Source organism: Pseudomonas sp. P97.38 (genome assembly GCF_001269745.1).
GTDB lineage: Bacteria > Pseudomonadota > Gammaproteobacteria > Pseudomonadales > Pseudomonadaceae > Aquipseudomonas > Aquipseudomonas chlororaphis_E.
Window position 1 is genome coordinate 202,407 of the sequence record NZ_LHVJ01000017.1, and the last position, 18,977, is coordinate 221,383.

Below are 18,977 nucleotides of genomic sequence, written 5' to 3' on the forward strand. Positions count from 1 at the left end.
CTCCAGGACATACACCCACATGCGCCACCAGATCCATGACCTGCTGGCCCCCGTACCGGGGACCGCACGCAAGATCCACAGCTTTCACTTCGGCCCGGAAAAAGCCGCCGGCAAAATCTACATCCAGTCGTCCCTGCACGCCGATGAACTGCCCGGCATGCTGGTGGCCTGGCACCTCAAGCAGCGCCTGGCGGAACTCGAAGCGTCGGGCCACCTGCGCTACGAGATCGTGCTGGTGCCGGTCGCCAACCCCGTCGGCCTTGAACAAGTGCTGATGGACGTGCCGCTGGGTCGCTACGAAACCGAGAGCGGGCAAAACTTCAACCGCCGCTTCGTCGACCTGAGCGAAGAGATTGGCAACGAAATCGAAGAACTGCTCACCGACGATCCGCAGCACAACCTGATGCTGATCCGCACCAGCCTGCGCGATGCCCTCGCCCGGCAGACCGCCGGCACGCAGTTGCAATCGCTGCGCCTGGCGCTGCAACGGCTGGCCTGCGACGCCGACATGGTGCTGGACCTGCACTGCGACTTCGAAGCCGTGGCCCACCTGTACACCACCCCGCAAGCCTGGCCGCAGGTCGAGCCGCTGGCCCGTTACATCGGCGCCGAGGCCAGCCTGCTGGCCACCGATTCGGGCGGCCAGTCGTTCGACGAGTGCTTCACCCTGCTCTGGTGGCAACTCAAGGAACGCTTCGGCGAGCGGTTCGAGATTCCCCTGGGCAGCTTTTCGGTCACCGTGGAATTGCGCGGCCAGGGCGACGTCAACCATGGGTTGGCGAGCCTCGACTGCCAGGCGCTGATCGAATACCTGATCCGCTTCGGCGCCATCGACGGCGAACCGATGCCCATGCCCGATCTGCCCTATCCCGCCACGCCGCTGGCCGGTGTCGAGCCGGTGGCAACGCCCGTCGGTGGCCTGCTGGTCTACAGCGCCCTGCCTGGCGAATACCTGGAGGCGGGCCAGTTGATCGCGCAAATCATTGACCCGATCAACGACACCGTCACCCCTGTTCATTGCCGTAACGCCGGGCTCATGTATGCCCGCTCGCTGCGCCGCATGGCCACCGCCGGCATGGTGATCGCCCATGTCGCCGGTGCCGAAGCCTACCGCAGCGGCTACCTACTTTCGCCTTGAGGATGCCTGTTCCATGTACAAACTGACCATCGAAGGCCTGCACAAAAGCTACGGCGAACACGAGGTGCTCAAAGGCGTTTCGCTCAAGGCCAAGACCGGCGACGTCATCAGCCTGATCGGCGCCAGCGGCTCGGGCAAGAGTACCTTCCTGCGCTGCATCAACTTCCTGGAGCAACCCAACGACGGCGCCATGAGCCTGGACGGCCAGGCAGTCCAAATGATCAAGGACCGCCACGGCATGCACGTGGCCGACGCCGATGAACTGCAACGCATCCGCACGCGCCTGGCCATGGTGTTCCAGCACTTCAACCTGTGGAGCCACATGACCGTGCTGGAGAACATCACCATGGCGCCACGCCGGGTGCTGGGGGTCGACCGGCAGGAAGCCGAGGCCCGTGCCCGTCGCTACCTGGACAAGGTCGGCCTGCCCGCGCGAGTCGCCGAGCAGTACCCGGCGTTCCTCTCCGGCGGCCAGCAACAGCGCGTGGCCATCGCCCGCGCCCTGGCGATGGAGCCGGAGGTGATGCTGTTCGACGAGCCCACCTCGGCGCTGGACCCGGAGCTGGTGGGGGAAGTTTTGAAGGTGATCCAGGGCCTGGCCGAGGAAGGCCGGACCATGATCATGGTGACCCACGAAATGAGCTTCGCCCGCAAAGTCTCCAACCAGGTGCTGTTCCTGCACCAGGGCCTGGTGGAAGAGGAAGGCGCGCCGGAAGACGTGCTGGGCAACCCCAAGAGCGAACGGCTCAAGCAGTTTCTCAGTGGCAATTTGAAATAGGCCTGGCGACGCATCACCCTTGGCGAGGGAGCTTGCTCCCGCTGGTTCTGACAGACACACCGCAAAGGGACGCTGCGCGTCCAGCGGGAGCAAGCTCCCTCGCCACAAGAACCTCGCGCTTAAACAATCAGCTTCGCGTAAAACCTTTGGCGCCCTGCCGTGGTCTTTGAAACAGGACTTCCAGGGCGCGCGCGGCAGGCATGGCGACATCCAACGACTTCGCAAGACAGTGGTTCAGTGCCCGGGGCTGGAAACCGTTCGCCTTTCAGAAACAGGTGTGGACCGCGGTCAAGCGAGGGGAGTCCGGGTTGCTGCACGCCAGCACCGGTGCCGGCAAGACCTACGCCGTCTGGTTCGCGGCCCTCAACCGCTTCGCCCGCCCCGCGCCACCGCTCGACAAGCCGCGCAAGCGCAAACCGCCGGCCGAACCGCTGACGGTGCTGTGGATCACGCCGATGCGCGCCCTGGCCGCCGACACGGGCAAGGCTCTCGAAACGCCGTTGGTGGATTTGCAACTGCCCTGGAGCGTCGGCCTGCGGACCGGCGACACCGGTGCCAGCGAGCGGGCCCGGCAAAGCCGGCGCCTGCCCACGGCCCTGATCACCACGCCCGAGAGCCTGACGCTGATGCTCGCCCGCGCCGATGCCCAGGCGACCACATCGACGCTGCGCATGGTGGTGGTGGATGAATGGCACGAGTTGATCGGCAACAAGCGTGGCGTGCAGTTGCAATTGGCGCTGGCCCGCTTGCGCCACTGGCATCCCGACCTGATCGTCTGGGGCGTGTCTGCCACGCTGGGGAATCAGGAACATGCCGAGCAGGTGTTGATCCCCCGGGGCGATGGGATCAGCGTGCAAGGCGCCGACAGCAAGGCCCTGCGGGTCGACACCCTGCTGCCGCCTACCTTGGAACGCTTTCCCTGGGCCGGGCATATCGGCCTGAAGATGCTGCCCCAGGTGGTGGCAGAGATCGACGCCAGTAACAGTTGCCTGGTCTTCACCAACACCCGCGCCCAATCGGAAATCTGGTACCAGGCCATCCTTGACACCCGGCCCGACTGGGCCGGGCTGATCGCCCTGCACCACAGTTCGCTGTCCCGCGACACCCGGGATTGGGTGGAACGCGCGCTGAAGGAGGGTCTGCTCAAGGCCGTGGTCTGCACCTCCAGCCTCGACCTGGGGGTGGATTTCCTGCCGGTGGAACGGGTGCTGCAGATCGGCTCGGCCAAAGGCGTGGCCCGGCTGATGCAACGGGCCGGACGCTCCGGCCATGCGCCGGGACGGACCTCACGGGTCACACTGGTGCCGACCCACAGCCTGGAGTTGATCGAGGCCGCGGCCGCCCAGGACGCCGTGGCCCAACGGCGTATCGAGCCCCGCGAATCGCCCCACAAACCCCTGGACGTGCTGGTGCAACACCTGGTCAGCATGGCCCTGGGCGGCGGTTTCGTGCCCGAAGCGCTGTTCGAGGAAGTGCGCGGCGCCTGGGCCTATCGCGACCTGAACCCGGCCGAATGGGCCTGGGCGCTGGCCTTCGTGCGCCACGGCGGCCTGTCGTTGACCGCCTACCCCGACTACCGTCGGGTCGAACCGGATGAGCACGGCATCTGGCGGGTCCCCGACGCCCGCTTGGCCCGGCGCCATCGCATGAGCATCGGCACCATCGTCAGCGATGCCAGCCTGCAATTGAAATTCTGGAGCAAGGGTGGTGGCGGCAAGACCCTGGGCAGCGTGGAAGAAGGCTTCATCGCCCGCTTGCGGCCCGGTGACGGCTTTCTGTTCGCCGGGCGCCTGCTGGAACTGGTCCGGGTCGAAGACATGACCGCCTATGTGCGCCGCAGCCAGGCAAAAAAAGCCGCCGTGCCGCGCTGGAACGGCGGGCGCATGCCGCTTTCCAGTGAACTGGCCGCTGCTGTCGTGGCCCGCCTGAGCGAAGCGGCCCAAGGCCGTTTCGAAGGCCCGGAGATGCAAGCCGTGAAGCCGCTGCTAATGACGCAACAACGCTGGTCCGGCTTGCCCACGCAGGGCTCGCTGCTGGCGGAGGCGCTCAAGTCCCGGGAAGGCTGGCACCTGTTCCTGTACCCGTTCGCCGGCCGCCAGGTTCATCTGGGGCTGGCGAGCCTGCTGGCCTGGCGGGTGAGCCGGCAACAGCCGGTGACGTTTTCCATTGCCGTGAACGATTACGGCCTGGAACTGCTCAGTGCCACGCCGGTGGACTGGTCGGTGTGCCTGACGCCTGAGCTGTTGAGCACTGATCACCTGCTGGCCGACGTACTCGCCAGCCTGAACGCCGGCGAGCTGGCCTTGCGCCGCTTTCGTGAAATTGCCCGCATCGCCGGGCTGGTATTCGCCGGTTACCCCGGCGCGCCCAAGAGCACGCGCCAAGTCCAGGCCTCCAGTGGCCTGTTCTTTCAAGTGTTCAAGCAATACGACGCCGACAACCTGCTGCTGGCCCAGGCCGGGGAAGAAGTCTTGCGTGAAGAATTGGATATCCGTCGACTGGAGCAGACCTTGGAACGCCTCAACGCCTTGACGCTGGACCTGCATGTCATCAAGCGCCCTACTCCGCTGGGATTCCCGCTGTTGGTGGAGCGTTTCAGGGAAAGCATGAGCTCGGAAAAACTCGCCGATCGCATCCGCCGGATGGTGAGCGAACTCGAAAAAACCGCCGATCGCGGTGACGCCTGATGCCCGCGCCCTACCCCGTCAACCTGGCCGGTGAAGCACTCTGGCTGCTGCCGGAAAAAGCTGTCTACTGGCCCGCCCAGGAAACCCTGATGGTGGCCGACGTGCATTTCGGCAAGGCCGCCGCCTACCGCAGCCTCGGCCAGCCGGTGCCCCATGGAACCACCGCCAGCAACATCGAGGTTCTGGATGACCTGCTGGCGCGCCTGCCCTGCCGGCAGTTGATCTTCCTCGGGGATTTTCTCCACGGCCCGGGCTCCCACGCGCCAGGCACCCTCAACGCCCTGGCCGACTGGCGCGGCAAGCATCCGCACCTGGCGATGACGCTGATTCGCGGCAACCATGACAAGCGGGCCGGCGACCCGCCCGCCGCGCTGAACATCCGCGTGGTGCCGGAGCCTTTGCTGCTGGGCCCTTTCGCCGTACAGCACGAACCCGATCCCCATCCCAGCCGACACGTCCTGGCCGGCCATGTGCATCCGGTCTATCACTTGAGGGGCAAGGGCCGGCAACGCTTGCGCCTGGCCTGCTTCCGGCTGGGCAGCGACATCAGCCTGCTACCGGCCTTCGGCGCGTTCACGGGGGGCTATCGGGTCGAGCAGGACAACGATTGCAGGATTTTCGTCATTGGCGATAACGAAGTATGGCCCGTCAATTGACGGGCCATACAGATCAGGCAACGGGCGCTGGAGGCGGCTCATCGGGCAGGGTGGGCTCGCCGGGCTCGGTGGGCTGTTCGTTGGGAGTATCGGGATCAGGCTGGCCGGGGATACCACCCGCTGCTTCAACGGGATGGGCCAGCAATGACCAGGCCATTACGCCAATCTGATTGGGCTCAAGCCTTGCCAGTTCGGCACTGATTCGCGGATCGATCTTCATAGAGCAACTCCTGAGCGAAGGCCCGTTGCGCTGACGCAAAAACGGGCAGTACACCCAATAGAGTGTCTGCCCGCCCAGGAATTCCCACTGTTCGTCAGAATCAGGTCCGCGGCAGTGTCACGCCGCGCTGGCCCTGGTACTTGCCGCCACGGTCCTTGTAGGACACTTCGCACTCTTCATCGGATTCGAGGAACAGCATCTGCGCCACACCCTCGTTGGCATAGATTTTCGCCGGCAGGGTCGTGGTGTTGGAGAACTCCAGGGTGACGTGGCCTTCCCACTCGGGTTCCAGCGGCGTGACGTTGACGATGATGCCGCAGCGGGCATAGGTGCTCTTGCCCAGGCAGATGGTCAGGACATTGCGCGGGATGCGGAAGTACTCGACGGTGCGGGCCAGGGCGAAGGAGTTCGGCGGGATGATGCACACGTCGCTCTTGATGTCGACGAAGCTTTTCTCATCGAAGTTCTTCGGGTCGACGGTGGCCGAATTGATGTTGGTGAACACCTTGAATTCGTCGGCGCAGCGCACGTCGTAGCCATAGCTGGAGACACCGAAGGAAATCAGCCGGTCGGGGCCTTCGCCACGCATCTGGCGCTCGACGAAGGGCTCGATCATGCCGTGCTCTTGCGCCATGCGGCGAATCCACTTGTCCGATTTGATGCTCATGGCGGGTTCCTGAATAGCGAGGTGGAAAAAAGACGTCCGGCATCTTACCGGGGCATGGGGCCGGGTTCAAAGCGCGGGACGCAAATCTCGCCGATCCGCCGGGATTTCCAAGGGCTGGCGACCCGCGCCTTGGCCGTCAGTCACCAAAACCGAGAAACCTTCGCAAAGACCATTGGCACGTTCCGGAAAAAGGGTTAAGGTGGCGTCACTGTGCTGCTTGTGTCACTGAGAATCTCTACACGATATGTTGAATTTCGATCCAACCATCTACAAGAATTTTTCCTGCTCTTTGCACTCAGTCTCGGCCAGGGTTCTTCCTGAGTCGCAGTTATCTTTGTTCAAGGAGTTACACCATGTCTAATCGCCAAACCGGTACCGTTAAGTGGTTCAACGATGAAAAAGGCTTCGGCTTCATCACTCCACAATCCGGTGACGACCTGTTCGTTCACTTCAAAGCTATCCAATCCGACGGCTTCAAAAGCCTGAAAGAAGGCCAACAGGTTTCTTTCATCGCTACCCGCGGTCAGAAAGGCATGCAAGCTGAAGAAGTACAAGTTATCTAACTTGTCCTTGCTTTAGTAAAAGGCCCCGCCCTCAAAAGCGGGGCTTTTTTGTGCCCGAGTGTTTTGTTCAAGCACATAAAAAACCTGTGGGAGCGAGCTTGCTCGCGAAAGCGTTGTACCAGCCACCATAAAAGGTACTGATCGAACGCTTTCGCGAGCAAGCCCGCTCCCACAGGAGGGGATGGCTTCAGGCCGGCGTTACCAGGTCACGCCAAACCCCGCCGTATAGCGGGTCTTACTCAGGTCGCTGTCCTCGGTCCCGTCGATGACATCCTTCTCGGCCTTGAGGTTGAGCGACGCCCAATCGGTGACCTTGTAGCGCAGGCCCATCTCGGCGTCGTATGCGTACTCGGCCACGCCGGACAGCGGCTTGCCCACCTCGCCATTGGTGAAGAACTCGACACGCTTGCCAATCAAGTAGCGGTTGTAGTCCCACTTCATGGCCACGGAATAGAAGTTGTCCTTGCCACCGTCCCGGTACTCGTAGTCCGTGCGGTTGAGCAGCGAGCCCAGCGAGAACGCCCCCAGCTCGTCGTCCCAGAACTGGTAGCCCGGACCGGTACCCACCACGCGTTGACGGGCCAGGTCCTCGACCTTGTCACGCTTGTAGTTGAGTCGCCCCTGCCAGAACCACTTATCCGTCAGGAACCGGTCCAGGGAATATTCCAGGCGCCAGTTGTCGGTCGACACCACGTCATCCTGGAACTCGCGGTTGTATTCGCCTTCGGCGTTATGCCGCCATCGGCCATGGCGCGCCGAGGTCTTGAAGTCGATGTCGTAATCGTCGGTATCGTTTTCCGCGCGCTTGTAATCCAGCGCGGCATCGATATTGCCTTTCCAGACGAGGTCCTCGACCACCGGCTTGGGCTTGAGGATCTGCTGGATACTGGCCAGCTCGACGGTCTTGGGCGCCTCGCCATTGGCCAGCGTCACCTTGCCATCCTCGGCCGCGTGCAGCGCCTTGGCCTTCTCGCCGGTGTAGGCATCCTGTTTGACCAGCAGTTGCTGGTCGCTCTCCAGGGTCTTGACCTGTTTCCAATCAATGGGAACCGCCCCGGCGTAATCGGTCTGGATCAGCAATTTGCCGCCATCGAAAACGGTGATCTTGCCGCTGAGCTTGTCGCCGTTCTTCAACCAGACAGTGTCGGCGAGCAAGGGCATGGAGGCGCTGGTAACAGCTAGGCATAGCAGGGTTCTGGACAACATAAGCGTATAAAGAGCTCAAGTTTGCGATAAAAAGGCGGCATTATCCCCCAGGACGACACCTTAGGAACGACTGACCCGAGTATTTCGAATGAGTTCATTTCTCAATCGTCCCTATAGGAATTAATCTACAGACGGGCACTACCTCATCAGGAATCCAACCCGTGACCGATACCCCAGCGGCGCCCGAGAATGCCGCCCAGATTCGCCGCACCACCCTGTACCTGACCCTGGCCCAAGTGCCCGCCGGCAAGGTGGTCACCTACGGTCAACTGGCTGAAATGGCGGGCCTGGGCCGCGCTGCGCGCTGGGTGGGGCGCACTCTCAGCCAACTGCCGGACGACACCAAGCTGCCCTGGCACCGGGTCCTGGGGGCCGGCGGTCGGATCAGCCTGCCGGTGGGCAGCGCGTCAGGGGACGAACAACGCGCGCGCCTGCGCACGGAAGGGATCAGTGTCCTGAACAATCGTGTTGATATTCAGCGCCATGGCTGGCGCCCGGTAGAGCACAGCGGTTAGAGTGCGCGCTTTGTTTTCGCAATTTTTGAGGCAGACTCCAGCCCATGCCCCGTAAAACCTGGCGCGCCGCCCTCGCCGCCTATGCCAGTCCCTCGACGCTCGTGCTGTTGCTGCTTGGCTTCGCTGCCGGCTTGCCGTACATGCTGGTGTTTTCCACGCTTTCGGTCTGGTTGCGCGAGGCCGGCGTGGCTCGCGAAACCATCGGTTACGCGAGCCTGATCGGCCTGGCGTACGCCTTCAAATGGGTCTGGTCGCCGCTGCTCGACCAATGGCGCCTGCCGCTCCTGGGCAAGCTCGGGCGCCGCCGCTCCTGGCTGGTGCTCTCCCAGGCACTGGTGATCCTGGGCCTGGTGGGCATGGGCTTCTGCGACCCACAAAAACACCTGTCCTGGCTGATCGCGATCGCGGTGCTGGTCGCCTTTGCCTCGGCCACCCAAGACATCGCCGTCGACGCTTACCGCCTGGAGATCGCCGACGACACCCGCCAGGCGGCCCTCGCCGCCAGCTACATGTCCGGCTACCGCGTCGCCGCGCTGCTGGCCACTGCTGGCGCACTGTTCTTCGCCGAAGGCTTCGGTTCCACCGGCTTCAGCTACAAGCACTCGGCCTGGGCCGGCACCTACCTGTTGTTCGGCGTGCTGATGGTGCCGGCGCTGCTCACCTCGCTGTTCATGCGCGAACCGCCGGTGCCGTTGCGCACCCAGTTGCAAGCCGGGCGCTACACCTTTGCCCATCAACTGGCGTCGGTGTTCGTGCTGATCATCTTGCTGGTGTCGGTGCCGGCGATGTTCACCCAGCTCTACAACACCGATTTTGCCAGCGTGCTGTTCGAGGGCGTCAGCCTGCTCGACCTGCTGCTCGAAGACCGCGCCTTCCTGCGGGCCATCCTCTATATCATCCTGACCTCCCTTTGCCTGTCGGCCATGGGCCGGCGCGGGCTGGCGCCGGTGCTCACGCCGGTCAACGACTTCATCCTGCGCTACCGCTGGCAGGCCTTGCTGCTGCTGGGCTTGATCGCGACCTATCGGATGTCCGACACGGTGATGGGGGTCATGGCCAACGTCTTCTACATCGACCAGGGCTTCACCAAGGACCAGATCGCCAGCGTCAGCAAGATCTTCGGGTTGATCATGACCCTCGTCGGCGCCGGCATGGGCGGCCTGTTGATCGTGCGCTTCGGCATCCTGCCGATCCTGTTCATCGGCGGCGTGGCGTCGGCCGCCACCAACATCCTGTTCCTGATGCTCACCGACATGGGCGCCAACCTGAAGATGCTGATCCTGACCATCTCCCTGGACAACTTCAGCTCCGGCCTGGCGACTTCGGCCTTCGTCGCCTACCTGTCGAGCCTGACCAACCTGAAGTTTTCCGCTACCCAGTACGCCCTGCTCAGCTCGATCATGCTGTTGCTGCCGCGCCTGATCGGTGGCTATTCGGGGGTGATGGTGGAGAAGTTCGGCTACCACACTTTCTTCCTGATCACCGCCCTGCTCGGCGTGCCGACCCTGGTGCTGATCGCCCTGCACTGGTTTCAGGAAAACCGGCGCCAGCAGGCCGCGCCAGCCGCCGAGCCGACGCCGACCCGCCCGGCGCAAGAGTCGTAGGAAACGTCAGCAGGCGCCGTTGAAACCGGCGTTTGCACCCGGCGACGGCCCACGCGCCTGTACGCCAGGGCATCTCGCCCGTACAATGCTCCGTCACTTCTCGTCTCAGCAACCGACAACGGCCAACCATGCGCACCAGTCAATTTTTGCTCGCCACACAGAAAGAAACGCCTTCCGACGCCGTCGTGATCAGCCATCAGTTGATGCTGCGTGCCGGCATGATCCGCAAACTCGCCTCGGGCCTGTACACCTGGCTGCCGATGGGCCTGCGGGTCATGCGCAAGGTCGAAGCCATCGTCCGCGAAGAAATGGACGCCGCCGGCTCTCTGGAAGTGTTGATGCCGAGCACCCAACCGGCCGAGCTGTGGCAGGAATCGGGGCGCTGGGAAGAGTATGGCCCTGAGCTGCTGCGCATCAAGGACCGTCACGGTCGCGACTTCTGTGCAGGCCCGACCCACGAAGAAGTGATCACCGACCTGATGCGCAACGAGTTGAGCAGCTACAAGCAGCTGCCCATCAACCTGTATCAGATCCAGACCAAGTTCCGCGATGAGATCCGTCCCCGCTTCGGCCTGATGCGCGGCCGCGAGTTCATCATGAAGGACGCCTATTCGTTCCACGCCGACCTGGCTTCGCTGCAAGTCACTTACGACCGCATGCACCAGGCCTACTGCAACGTGTTCACCCGCCTGGGCCTGAAATTCCGCCCAGTGGAAGCCGACAACGGCTCGATCGGCGGCGCCGGCTCCCACGAGTTCCACGTGCTGGCCGAGTCTGGTGAAGACGACATCGTCTTCAGCAATGGCTCCGACTACGCCGCCAACATCGAGAAAGCCGAAGCCGTGCCACGGGAAACCTCCCGCGCCGCGCCGAGCGAAGACTTGCGCCTGGTGGACACGCCTAACGCCAAGACCATCGCCCAACTGGTGGAAGGCTACAACCTGCCGATCGAACGCACCATCAAGACCCTGATCGTGCGGGCGGAAGAAGCCGGCAAGCTGATTGCCCTGATTGTCCGTGGCGACCACGAGCTGAACGAAATCAAGGCCGCCAACCAGCCAGGCGTCGCCAGCCCGCTGGTCATGGCCACCGAGGCCGAACTGCGCGACGCCATCGGCGCCGGTGCCGGTTCCCTTGGCCCGCTGAACCTGCCGCTGCCGATCATCATCGACCGCTCGGTTGAACTGATGAGCGACTTCGCCATCGGCGCCAACCAGGACGACAAGCACTATTTCGGCGTGAACTGGGAACGCGACCTGCCGGTGCCCACCGTGGCCGACCTGCGCAACGTCGTGGCCGGCGACCCGAGCCCGGACGGCAAGGGCACCCTGGAAATCAAGCGCGGCATCGAAGTCGGGCACATCTTCCAGCTGGGCAACAAGTACAGCAAGGCGATGAAGTGCGAAGTGCTGGGCGAGAACGGCAAGCCGGTCACCCTGGAAATGGGTTGCTACGGCATCGGCGTGTCCCGCGTGGTCGCCGCCGCCATCGAGCAGAACAACGACGAAAAAGGGATCATCTGGAGCGACACACTGGCGCCTTTCCAGATTGCCCTGGTGCCGCTGCGCTACGAAACCGACCTGGTTCGCGAAGCGACCGACAAGCTCTACGCCGAACTGACGGCCGCCGGCTTCGAAGTGCTGCTGGACGATCGCGACAAGAAAACCAGCCCCGGCATCAAGTTCGCGGACATGGAACTGATCGGCATCCCGCACCGGATCGTCGTCAGCGACCGCGGCCTGGCCGAAGGCAACCTGGAATACAAGAGTCGCACCGAGGCCGAGCCGCAAGCGCTGCCGGTCGCCGACGTGCTGTCTTTCCTCCAGGCCCGTATCCGCCGCTGACACCAGATAGAGACGTCATGTTCAAGCGAAACACCTTAGGCCTCGGTGGCGCCGCCCTGTGCGGCGCCCTGCTGGTCAGCGGCTGTGCCAACCAGATGTCACAACGCAGCGAGCACGAAGAGCGGGTCGAGCGCAAGTTGCTCGACCACAGCTTGCAGATCGACGTGGGCGAACCCAAGGTGCTCGACCTGCCGCAGCGTCGGGTGCGCATCAATGAGCAAAAGACCTTCGAAGTCACCGAGTTCGAGGTCACGCGCCATTACGACCGCTATACGCCTTACCAACCCTGGCGGGAGGTCTACGAGATCCCGCTGGGCGCGGTGGCCGTGGTGGCTGGTATCGGCGCGAACGTGGTCAACGTGTTCGCCCTGGGCAACCTGCCGGACACCGTGACCCATGACTGGCTCAGCTACGGTGTCGCCGGTCTCAATCCGTTCATGAACGTCCCCTCCCACGGCCGCGCCCAGCAGAACCTGGCGGGCATCGACGAAGTCCAGCGCGACAAGCGTACCGAGCACTCGAGCCTGCCTTGGAGCGAACGTCCGGTGGAGGTCAAGGCCGCCCGGCAGACCTTCGAACTGAGCACCGACCGCAATGGCGTGCTGCGCCTGAACCTGTTGGAAAGCCCGTTCGCCGAGCAGGACCTGAGCCAGTTCGGCAAATTGCAGATCAGCGTGACCGATGCCCAGGACGAGGTCCATACCGACTCATCCCTGAGCATCAGCAGCACCTTGCGCAGCAAGCTGGTGGAAGCGCATGCACTGATCTACGACGACCTGGAAGACGACGAGGTGAGCCAGTGGGTGCATCGGGTCAAGCGCCTGTCGGAACTGGGGCTTGAAGAAGAAGCCAGCGAACTGGAACAGAGCCTGATCGAACTGACGCGCAACGATCCGGAACTGCAAACCGAATTCATGAAGGCACTGACCAAGGATGGCGGGCGGTTGGTGGCGGATCCCGGAGCCCACTGACCGCTTTTGTGGCGAGGGAGCAAGCTCCCTCGCCACAAAAGCGCCTCTGCGCTGTTCTGTTCGGCAGCCTCACCGCTCAAACAACTCCAACTGCTCGAACCCTCCTCGCAAATCCTCCAGCCGCACCCCTATCCCCAATAGCCGCACCGGCTTGCCGCCACGGTTGAAGGCCTGGGTCAGCAGCAGTTGATAGCTGCCCAGATCCCGCCCTGCCCCGGCCTGTTCCAGGGTGGTCTGGGTGAAGTCGTGGAATTTGACTTTGACGAACGGCTTGCCAGGACGGTAGCTGCTGTCGATCCGGGCCATTCGGCCGCTGAGGGTTTGCATCAGCTCGGGCAGCTTGTCCAGGCAGCTCGCCAGGTCAGGCAGGTCGACATCGTAGGTGTTTTCCACACTGATGGACTGCCGCCGACTGTCATTGTGCACCAGGCGCTCGTCGATCCCACGGGCCAGGCTCCAGAGTCGCTCGCCGAAACTGCCGAATTCGCGCACCAGCGCCAGCTTGTCCCACTGACGCAACTGCAGGCAATCCATGATGCCAAGCCTGTTCAACTTGTCGGCGGTGACCTTGCCGACCCCGTGGAGCTTGCTCACCGGCAGGGCCGACACGAAGTCTTGGACCTGGTCGGGGGTGATCACGAACAGCCCGTTGGGCTTTTTCCAGTCGCTGGCGATCTTGGCCAGGAACTTGTTCGGTGCCACACCGGCAGAGACCGTGATGTGCAACTGATTGGAAACACGCCGCCGGATGTCCTGGGCGATGCGGGTGGCACTGCCGCCGAAATGGGCGCTGGCGGAAACGTCCAGGTAGGCCTCATCCAGCGACAGTGGTTCGATCAGGTCGGTGTAGTCGCTGAAGATCGTATGGATCTCCTTCGACGCTTCGCGATAGGCCTCCATGCGCGGCTTGACGATGGTGAGGTCCGGGCAGAGCTTCAAGGCATGCCCGGACGACATCGCCGAGCGCACGCCATAGGCTCGCGCTTCGTAGTTGCAGGTGGCAATCACCCCACGCCGATCCGCCGAGCCGCCCACCGCCAGGGGTTTTCCGGCCAGCTGCGGGTCGTCGCGCATTTCGATGGCGGCATAGAAACAGTCACAGTCGACGTGGATGATCTTACGTTGCGTCATAGCGAAGCGGAGCGTGGGTCGAGTCGGGCCACCAGTATCGCACCCATACCTGTATATAGCACCAGTAGTACGGAAAGATCGTTCGCCGGAACCCGAAAAGCCCTACATAAATGTGTTTTTTTAATCGCAACAAACGCCTCGATAGAGCGCGAGCCCTTGCCAGGCCTGCGTCACAGCGCGGTCGGCGCCCGCGAAGCCTGGCTAAGCGCTTGAAGCTGAACAGATTTTTTGAACGCCGGGGTTGACACCTGTGCGTTCCCCTGTAGAATGCCGCCTCACAGACGCGGGATGGAGCAGCCTGGTAGCTCGTCGGGCTCATAACCCGAAGGTCGTCGGTTCAAATCCGGCTCCCGCAACCAAACATCAAAAAAGGCCATTCGAAAGAATGGCCTTTTTTGTGCCTGGAAGTTTTTGCAGGCCCGCCACCATTTCCCTGTGGGAGCGGGCTTGCTCGCGAAGGCAGCGTGTCAGTCAGCGATGATGTCAAATGACGGTCCGCTTTCGCGAGCAAGCCCGCTCCCACAAGGGACTGGGCTGACCTGGAAATCCAGGCTGTAGGAAAATTTTCTTTTTGATTCGCGCATTTACCTGCATTGCATGGGAACTGGCCGCTTGTTTGTCCCTACCCTCGTTTAACGGTTGACACTCGGGCGTTCGCCTGTAGAATGCCGCCACACAGACGCGGGATGGAGCAGTCTGGTAGCTCGTCGGGCTCATAACCCGAAGGTCGTCGGTTCAAATCCGGCTCCCGCAACCAAATATCAAGAAAGGCTGCTCGAAAGAGCGGCCTTTTTTGTGTCTGCTATAAAAGGCTACATTACAAATTTTTTGTAATTATTTTCTGCCGCAGGGATTGGTAACTTGGCTGGATACCCCCATCCTGTCGCGCATAGCTCAAGAGGTGATTGATGCGCGCCCACTCGTCTGACCCGCAAGACTCTGTTACCGCGACACAACCGATCAAGGCCGAGCGATTGCGCTGGCTGGATCGGATCAGCCAGTACCGTCAGCCTATCGGTCTCGCCATCACGCTGCTGTTGTTTGCGATTGCATTGATTGCCTGCCGCCACTTGCTTAGCGAGCTCGATCTGTACGCGTTGCACGACTCGATCCTGGACGTGCCTCGCCCGGCCCTGCTCGGAGCCTTCGCCGCCACGGCGGTCGGCTTCGTCATTTTGCTGGGCTACGAATGGTCGGCGAGCCGCTACGCGGGAGTGACGCTGCCTCCACAGACGCTGATCCTGGGCGGGTTCAGCGCATTCGCCATCGGCAATGCGATTGGCCTGTCGTTGTTGTCGGGCGGTTCGGTTCGCTACCGCCTGTACGCACGCCATGGCCTGGGCGCAGCGGACGTCGCCCACATGACGCTGTTCGCCAGCCTGTCCCTGGGTTGCGCACTGCCGCCTCTGGCAGCCTTGGCCACCCTCAGCGACCTGCCCTCCGCCTCGGCCGCGCTGCGCCTGCCTGCCACCCTGCTCGGCGCGATTTCCGTGGCGGTGTTGCTGCTCACCAGCGTGCTGGCCATCGGCATCTATCGTCGGCGCCTGCCAGACCAGCCCCATCGCGACAGCCTGCTGGTCAAGGCCGGGCGCCGCACCCTGCGCCTGCCGGGCCGCCGCCTGACCTTCCTGCAACTGGTCATCACCGCACTGGATGTCGCGGCGGCCGCCACCGTGCTGTATCTGTTGCTGCCCGAGGCGCCACCGTTCGGCGCGTTCCTGCTGGTGTACCTGCTGGCCCTGGCGGCCGGCGTGCTCAGCCATGTACCAGGTGGCGTCGGCGTGTTCGAGGCCATCCTGCTGGCCGCGTTCGCCGACAAGCTGGGGGCCGCGCCGCTGGCCGCCGCCCTGCTGCTCTATCGCCTGATCTACGTGTTGCTGCCGATGCTGGTGGCGTGCGTCCTGCTGCTGGTCAACGAGGCACAACGGCTGTTCCAGACGCGCCAGACGTTACGCGCCGCCTCGGGCTTCGCCGCGCCGATCCTGGCGGTGCTGGTGTTCCTGTCGGGGGTGGTACTGCTGTTTTCCGGCGTGACCCCGGAGATCGACACCCGGCTGGAGCACATCGGCTTCCTGATCCCCCATCGTCTGGTGGATGCCTCGCACTTTGGCGCCAGCCTGGTGGGCGTGTTGTGCCTGCTGCTCGCCCAAGGCCTGCGCCGGCGCCTGTCCGCCGCCTGGATGCTGACCACCGTGTTGCTCCTGATGGGTGCCCTGCTTTCGCTGCTCAAGGGGTTCGACTGGGAAGAAGCCACGTTGCTGACCCTGACCGCCGCCCTGCTGGCAGTGTTCCGGCGCTCGTTCTATCGCCCCAGTCGCCTGACTGAGCTGCCCTTCTCCCCACTGTTCCTGATCGCCAGCCTCTGCGTGCTCGGCGCCTCGATCTGGCTGCTGCTGTTTGCCTACCAGGACGTGCCCTACAGCCACCAACTGTGGTGGCAATTCACCCTCGACGCCGACGCCCCGCGCGGTTTGCGCTCCCTGCTGGGGGCTGCGGTGCTGCTGGTGGTGGTGTCCCTGACCTGGCTGCTGCGCACCGCACGGCCGGTGATCCACTTGCCGACCCCGGAAGAACTGGAGCGCGCCAGGACGATTCTCATGGCCTCGTCACAGCCCGACGGCGGCCTGGCACTGACCGGCGACAAGGCGCTGCTGTTCCACCCCAACGACGCGGCGTTCCTGATGTACGCGCGCCGCGGCCGCAGCCTGGTGGCGCTGTATGACCCGATCGGACCCACCCAGCAACGGGCCGAGATGATCTGGCAGTTTCGCGACCTGTGCGACATCCACCACGCCCGCCCGGTGTTCTATCAGGTGCGTGCCGAGAACCTGCCCTACTACATGGACATCGGCCTGACAGCGATCAAGCTCGGTGAAGAGGCGCGGGTCGACCTCAAGCGCTTCGATCTCGAGGCCAAGGGCAAGGAGATGAAGGATCTGCGCTACACCTGGAACCGTGGCAGCCGCGACGGCCTGTCGCTGGAAATCCACGAGCCGGGCCAGGCGCCGATGGATGAGCTCAAGGTCATTTCCGATGCCTGGCTGACCGGCAAGAACGTGCGCGAAAAGGGCTTCTCCCTGGGTCGTTTCAGCGACGACTACCTCAAGCATTTCCGCATCGCGGTGATTCGCTTCGAGGGCCGGCCGGTGGCGTTCGCCAACCTGCTGGAAACCCACAGCCATGAACTGGCCAGCCTCGACCTGATGCGCGCTCACCCCGAGGCCCCGAAACTGACCATGGAATTCATGATGGTCGGTCTGATCCAGCACTATAAGAACCATGATTTCGCCCGTTTCAGCCTGGGCATGGTCCCACTGTCGGGCCTGCAACCGCGTCGTGGCGCGCCGTTGACCCAGCGCCTGGGCTCGATGGTGTTCCGCCGTGGCGAGCAGCTCTACAACTTCCAGGGGCTGCGCCGCTTCAAAGACAAATTCCAGCCTGACTGGGAACCTCGCTACATGGCCGTGCCCGCCGGACTCGATCCGCTGGTGGCCCTGGCCGATACCGCCGCCCTGATTGCAGGCGGCCTGACTGGACTGGTGAAACGCTGATGATGCAACGCTCCTGGCGATACGTAGTGGCCGCCCTGCTGGTGCTGGCGATGATTCTCGGTGGCGGTTACTGGTACTGGAACCGCCCTGCCCCACAACCCACCCTGGAACAACTGACGCCCGCCGAGGGCGCCGCGATGACCCGAGTCATCCCCGGCACCAAGCCCCGTGCCCAGGTGCTGGTGGCGGTCAACGAAGACCAGAAGCTCAGCGACAGCCAGCTGACGACCCTCAGCCGCAGTGGCTCGGCCCAGATTGTCCAGGTGATCTTGCCCAAGGACTGCATGCAGCAAGGGCGTGCCTTGCAAGCGGGCCTGCGCGAGCTCCAAGGCCCGGCCACGCTGGTCAGCGGCATCGGCCCGGGTGCCGTGCTCGCCTGGCGCTGGCTGGCCGAGCAGAAGGACGACAACGTCAAGGCCGTGTCGGTGGACCTGGCCCTGGAAAAACCCGGCTGCACCCACCTGCTGCCGAAAAGCGCGGCCCACGGTCACTGGCTGGTGGCCTGGAACGACAACCCCGACGACACCAGTGCCGGTTTCGTACGGGACCAGAAGAATGCCGAAACCAGCATCAGCGACTACGACATCAGCCTGCCGCAAGTGCTGAACAACGAACTGCGCAAGATCCTGGTCGGTGCCGACAAGGGCAAGGGTGGCCTGGCCATCCCGGTGGTCGAAGTGCCCGCCAGCCAGGCACGGGACACCGTGACCCTGTTCCTTTCCGGCGACGGCGGCTGGCGCGACCTGGACCGCGACGTGGCCGATGAAATGGCCAAGATCGGCTACCCGGTGGTCGGCATCGACACCCTGCGCTACTACTGGCAGCACAAGAGCCCAGAGCAGAGCGCGGTGGACCTCACCGAGCTGATGCAGCATTACCGCCAGATCTGGGGCACCAAGCGTTTCATCCTCACCGGCTATTCCTTTGGCGCCGACGTGCTGCCGGCGATCTACAATCGTCTGCCAGCCACCGAGCAGCAGCGTGTCGATGCGATTATCCTGCTGGCCTTCGCCCGCACCGGCAGTTTCGAGATCGAGGTCGAGGGCTGGCTTGGCAACGCCGGCGCCGAAGCCGCCACCGGCCCGGAAATGGCCAAGCTGCCGGCCGAGAAAGTGGTGTGCATCTACGGTGGCGAAGAAGCCGACGAAAGTGGCTGCACCGACAAGACCGCCGTGGGCGAAGCCATCAAGCTGCCTGGTGGCCATCACTTCGACGAGAACTACCCGGCCCTGGCCAAGCGCCTGATCGACGAGATCAACAAGCGCCAGAACGCGACGACGTCCGAGCAGTGAGCTGATCGAGCCCGACAAAAAAGCCCTTGCCGTCTTAGGACCGCAAGGGCTTTTTTTAATGGGCGCTGCAAACCCACCGTGGCGAGGGAGCTTGCTCCCGCTCGATTGCGCAGCAATCGCAAAAGCGGGGGGCGCTGCGCGAGCCAACGGGAGC

15 protein-coding genes and 2 tRNA genes are annotated in these 18,977 nt (G+C 63.4%); 13 read left to right on the plus strand and 4 right to left on the minus strand.

Going from position 1 to position 18,977, the window contains the following annotated elements:
• The first annotated feature begins 19 nt into the window (after nucleotides 1-19).
• The 4 genes from AD664_RS14795 (at nucleotide 20) to pdeM (ending at nucleotide 5,259) form a co-directional block, all read left to right on the plus strand.
• Nucleotides 20-1,138 (plus strand): succinylglutamate desuccinylase/aspartoacylase family protein, encoded by a 1,119-nt coding sequence (locus AD664_RS14795; RefSeq protein WP_053147535.1) that lies wholly within the window; start codon nucleotides 20-22, stop codon nucleotides 1,136-1,138.
• Nucleotides 1,139-1,151: 13 nt separating this feature from the next.
• Nucleotides 1,152-1,916 carry an ABC transporter ATP-binding protein gene (locus AD664_RS14800; protein WP_042731524.1) on the plus strand — a complete coding sequence of 255 codons (765 nt, stop codon included), beginning with the start codon at nucleotides 1,152-1,154 and terminating at the stop codon, nucleotides 1,914-1,916.
• A 200-nt stretch (nucleotides 1,917-2,116) separates the two neighbouring features.
• Nucleotides 2,117-4,603 carry a ligase-associated DNA damage response DEXH box helicase gene (locus AD664_RS14805; RefSeq protein ID WP_053147536.1) on the plus strand — a complete coding sequence of 829 codons (2,487 nt, stop codon included), beginning with the start codon at nucleotides 2,117-2,119 and terminating at the stop codon, nucleotides 4,601-4,603.
• Nucleotides 4,603-5,259, plus strand: a complete 657-nt coding sequence (gene pdeM, locus AD664_RS14810) for a ligase-associated DNA damage response endonuclease PdeM (protein ID WP_042731526.1) — start codon at nucleotides 4,603-4,605, stop codon at nucleotides 5,257-5,259. Before AD664_RS14805 ends, pdeM begins: the two co-directional genes overlap by 1 nt.
• A 13-nt stretch (nucleotides 5,260-5,272) precedes the next feature.
• Here the strand turns inward: pdeM and AD664_RS14815 are convergent, their stop codons facing one another.
• Together AD664_RS14815 and dcd are read right to left on the minus strand one after the other, a co-directional pair.
• Nucleotides 5,273-5,479: a hypothetical protein gene (locus AD664_RS14815; RefSeq protein WP_003184748.1), complete on the minus strand. Its 207-nt coding sequence runs from the start codon at nucleotides 5,477-5,479 to the stop codon at nucleotides 5,273-5,275.
• A gap of 100 nt (nucleotides 5,480-5,579) precedes the next feature.
• Nucleotides 5,580-6,146, minus strand: coding sequence for a dCTP deaminase (gene dcd, locus AD664_RS14820; RefSeq protein ID WP_016965530.1), 567 nt, complete (start codon nucleotides 6,144-6,146; stop codon nucleotides 5,580-5,582).
• Between the two features lie 353 nt (nucleotides 6,147-6,499).
• Between dcd and AD664_RS14825 the strand changes: the two genes are divergently transcribed.
• Nucleotides 6,500-6,709: a cold-shock protein gene (locus AD664_RS14825; RefSeq protein ID WP_002554837.1), complete on the plus strand. Its 210-nt coding sequence runs from the start codon at nucleotides 6,500-6,502 to the stop codon at nucleotides 6,707-6,709.
• A 198-nt stretch (nucleotides 6,710-6,907) separates the two neighbouring features.
• On the opposite strand, the gene AD664_RS14830 is transcribed toward AD664_RS14825, so the two are convergent.
• The gene (locus tag AD664_RS14830; RefSeq protein WP_042732366.1) at nucleotides 6,908-7,915 is read right to left on the minus strand and encodes a DUF481 domain-containing protein; all 1,008 of its coding nucleotides are present in this window, start codon (nucleotides 7,913-7,915) and stop codon (nucleotides 6,908-6,910) included.
• 152 nt (nucleotides 7,916-8,067) lie between these two features.
• Here AD664_RS14830 and AD664_RS14835 point away from each other — a divergent pair, with 152 nt between their 5' ends.
• The 4 genes from AD664_RS14835 (at nucleotide 8,068) to AD664_RS14850 (ending at nucleotide 12,849) form a co-directional block, all read left to right on the plus strand.
• Nucleotides 8,068-8,430: an MGMT family protein gene (locus AD664_RS14835; RefSeq protein ID WP_371260960.1), complete on the plus strand. Its 363-nt coding sequence runs from the start codon at nucleotides 8,068-8,070 to the stop codon at nucleotides 8,428-8,430.
• A gap of 44 nt (nucleotides 8,431-8,474) precedes the next feature.
• Nucleotides 8,475-10,034, plus strand: a complete 1,560-nt coding sequence (locus tag AD664_RS14840; protein ID WP_053147539.1) for an AmpG family muropeptide MFS transporter — start codon at nucleotides 8,475-8,477, stop codon at nucleotides 10,032-10,034.
• Between the two features lie 128 nt (nucleotides 10,035-10,162).
• On the plus strand, nucleotides 10,163-11,878 hold the full coding sequence (locus AD664_RS14845; RefSeq protein ID WP_053147541.1) for a proline--tRNA ligase: 1,716 nt from the start codon (nucleotides 10,163-10,165) through the stop codon (nucleotides 11,876-11,878).
• 17 nt (nucleotides 11,879-11,895) lie between these two features.
• The gene (locus tag AD664_RS14850) at nucleotides 11,896-12,849 is read left to right on the plus strand and encodes a hypothetical protein (RefSeq protein WP_053147543.1); all 954 of its coding nucleotides are present in this window, start codon (nucleotides 11,896-11,898) and stop codon (nucleotides 12,847-12,849) included.
• 69 nt (nucleotides 12,850-12,918) lie between these two features.
• Here AD664_RS14850 and dinB read toward each other — a convergent pair whose 3' ends face one another.
• Nucleotides 12,919-13,980: a DNA polymerase IV gene (dinB, locus tag AD664_RS14855; protein ID WP_053147545.1), complete on the minus strand. Its 1,062-nt coding sequence runs from the start codon at nucleotides 13,978-13,980 to the stop codon at nucleotides 12,919-12,921.
• Nucleotides 13,981-14,262: 282 nt separating this feature from the next.
• Here dinB and AD664_RS14860 point away from each other — a divergent pair.
• From AD664_RS14860 to AD664_RS14875, 4 genes are all read left to right on the plus strand, one after another.
• Nucleotides 14,263-14,339: transfer RNA gene (locus AD664_RS14860), tRNA-Met, on the plus strand.
• A 321-nt stretch (nucleotides 14,340-14,660) separates the two neighbouring features.
• Nucleotides 14,661-14,737 (plus strand) — tRNA-Met (locus AD664_RS14865).
• 151 nt (nucleotides 14,738-14,888) lie between these two features.
• On the plus strand, nucleotides 14,889-17,531 hold the full coding sequence (gene mprF / locus AD664_RS14870) for a bifunctional lysylphosphatidylglycerol flippase/synthetase MprF (RefSeq protein ID WP_042731516.1): 2,643 nt from the start codon (nucleotides 14,889-14,891) through the stop codon (nucleotides 17,529-17,531).
• The gene (locus AD664_RS14875; RefSeq protein WP_053147547.1) at nucleotides 17,531-18,823 is read left to right on the plus strand and encodes a virulence factor family protein; all 1,293 of its coding nucleotides are present in this window, start codon (nucleotides 17,531-17,533) and stop codon (nucleotides 18,821-18,823) included. Before mprF ends, AD664_RS14875 begins: the two co-directional genes overlap by 1 nt.
• Nucleotides 18,824-18,977 lie beyond the last annotated feature (154 nt).

Excerpts from the sequence above, each read along its gene's own strand:
- AD664_RS14830 (WP_042732366.1), bottom strand. The coding sequence starts at position 7,915 with ATGTTGTCCAGAACCCTGCTATGCCTAGCTGTTACCAGCGCCTCCATG.
- dcd (WP_016965530.1), bottom strand. The coding sequence starts at position 6,146 with ATGAGCATCAAATCGGACAAGTGGATTCGCCGCATGGCGCAAGAGCAC.
- mprF (WP_042731516.1), top strand. The coding sequence starts at position 14,889 with ATGCGCGCCCACTCGTCTGACCCGCAAGACTCTGTTACCGCGACACAA.
- AD664_RS14850 (WP_053147543.1), top strand. The coding sequence starts at position 11,896 with ATGTTCAAGCGAAACACCTTAGGCCTCGGTGGCGCCGCCCTGTGCGGC.
- dinB (WP_053147545.1), bottom strand. The coding sequence starts at position 13,980 with ATGACGCAACGTAAGATCATCCACGTCGACTGTGACTGTTTCTATGCC.
- AD664_RS14815 (WP_003184748.1), bottom strand. The coding sequence starts at position 5,479 with ATGAAGATCGATCCGCGAATCAGTGCCGAACTGGCAAGGCTTGAGCCC.
- pdeM (WP_042731526.1), top strand. The coding sequence starts at position 4,603 with ATGCCCGCGCCCTACCCCGTCAACCTGGCCGGTGAAGCACTCTGGCTG.
- AD664_RS14875 (WP_053147547.1), top strand. The coding sequence starts at position 17,531 with ATGATGCAACGCTCCTGGCGATACGTAGTGGCCGCCCTGCTGGTGCTG.
- AD664_RS14805 (WP_053147536.1), top strand. The coding sequence starts at position 2,117 with ATGGCGACATCCAACGACTTCGCAAGACAGTGGTTCAGTGCCCGGGGC.
- AD664_RS14825 (WP_002554837.1), top strand. The coding sequence starts at position 6,500 with ATGTCTAATCGCCAAACCGGTACCGTTAAGTGGTTCAACGATGAAAAA.
- AD664_RS14795 (WP_053147535.1), top strand. The coding sequence starts at position 20 with ATGCGCCACCAGATCCATGACCTGCTGGCCCCCGTACCGGGGACCGCA.
- AD664_RS14840 (WP_053147539.1), top strand. The coding sequence starts at position 8,475 with ATGCCCCGTAAAACCTGGCGCGCCGCCCTCGCCGCCTATGCCAGTCCC.
- AD664_RS14845 (WP_053147541.1), top strand. The coding sequence starts at position 10,163 with ATGCGCACCAGTCAATTTTTGCTCGCCACACAGAAAGAAACGCCTTCC.
- AD664_RS14800 (WP_042731524.1), top strand. The coding sequence starts at position 1,152 with ATGTACAAACTGACCATCGAAGGCCTGCACAAAAGCTACGGCGAACAC.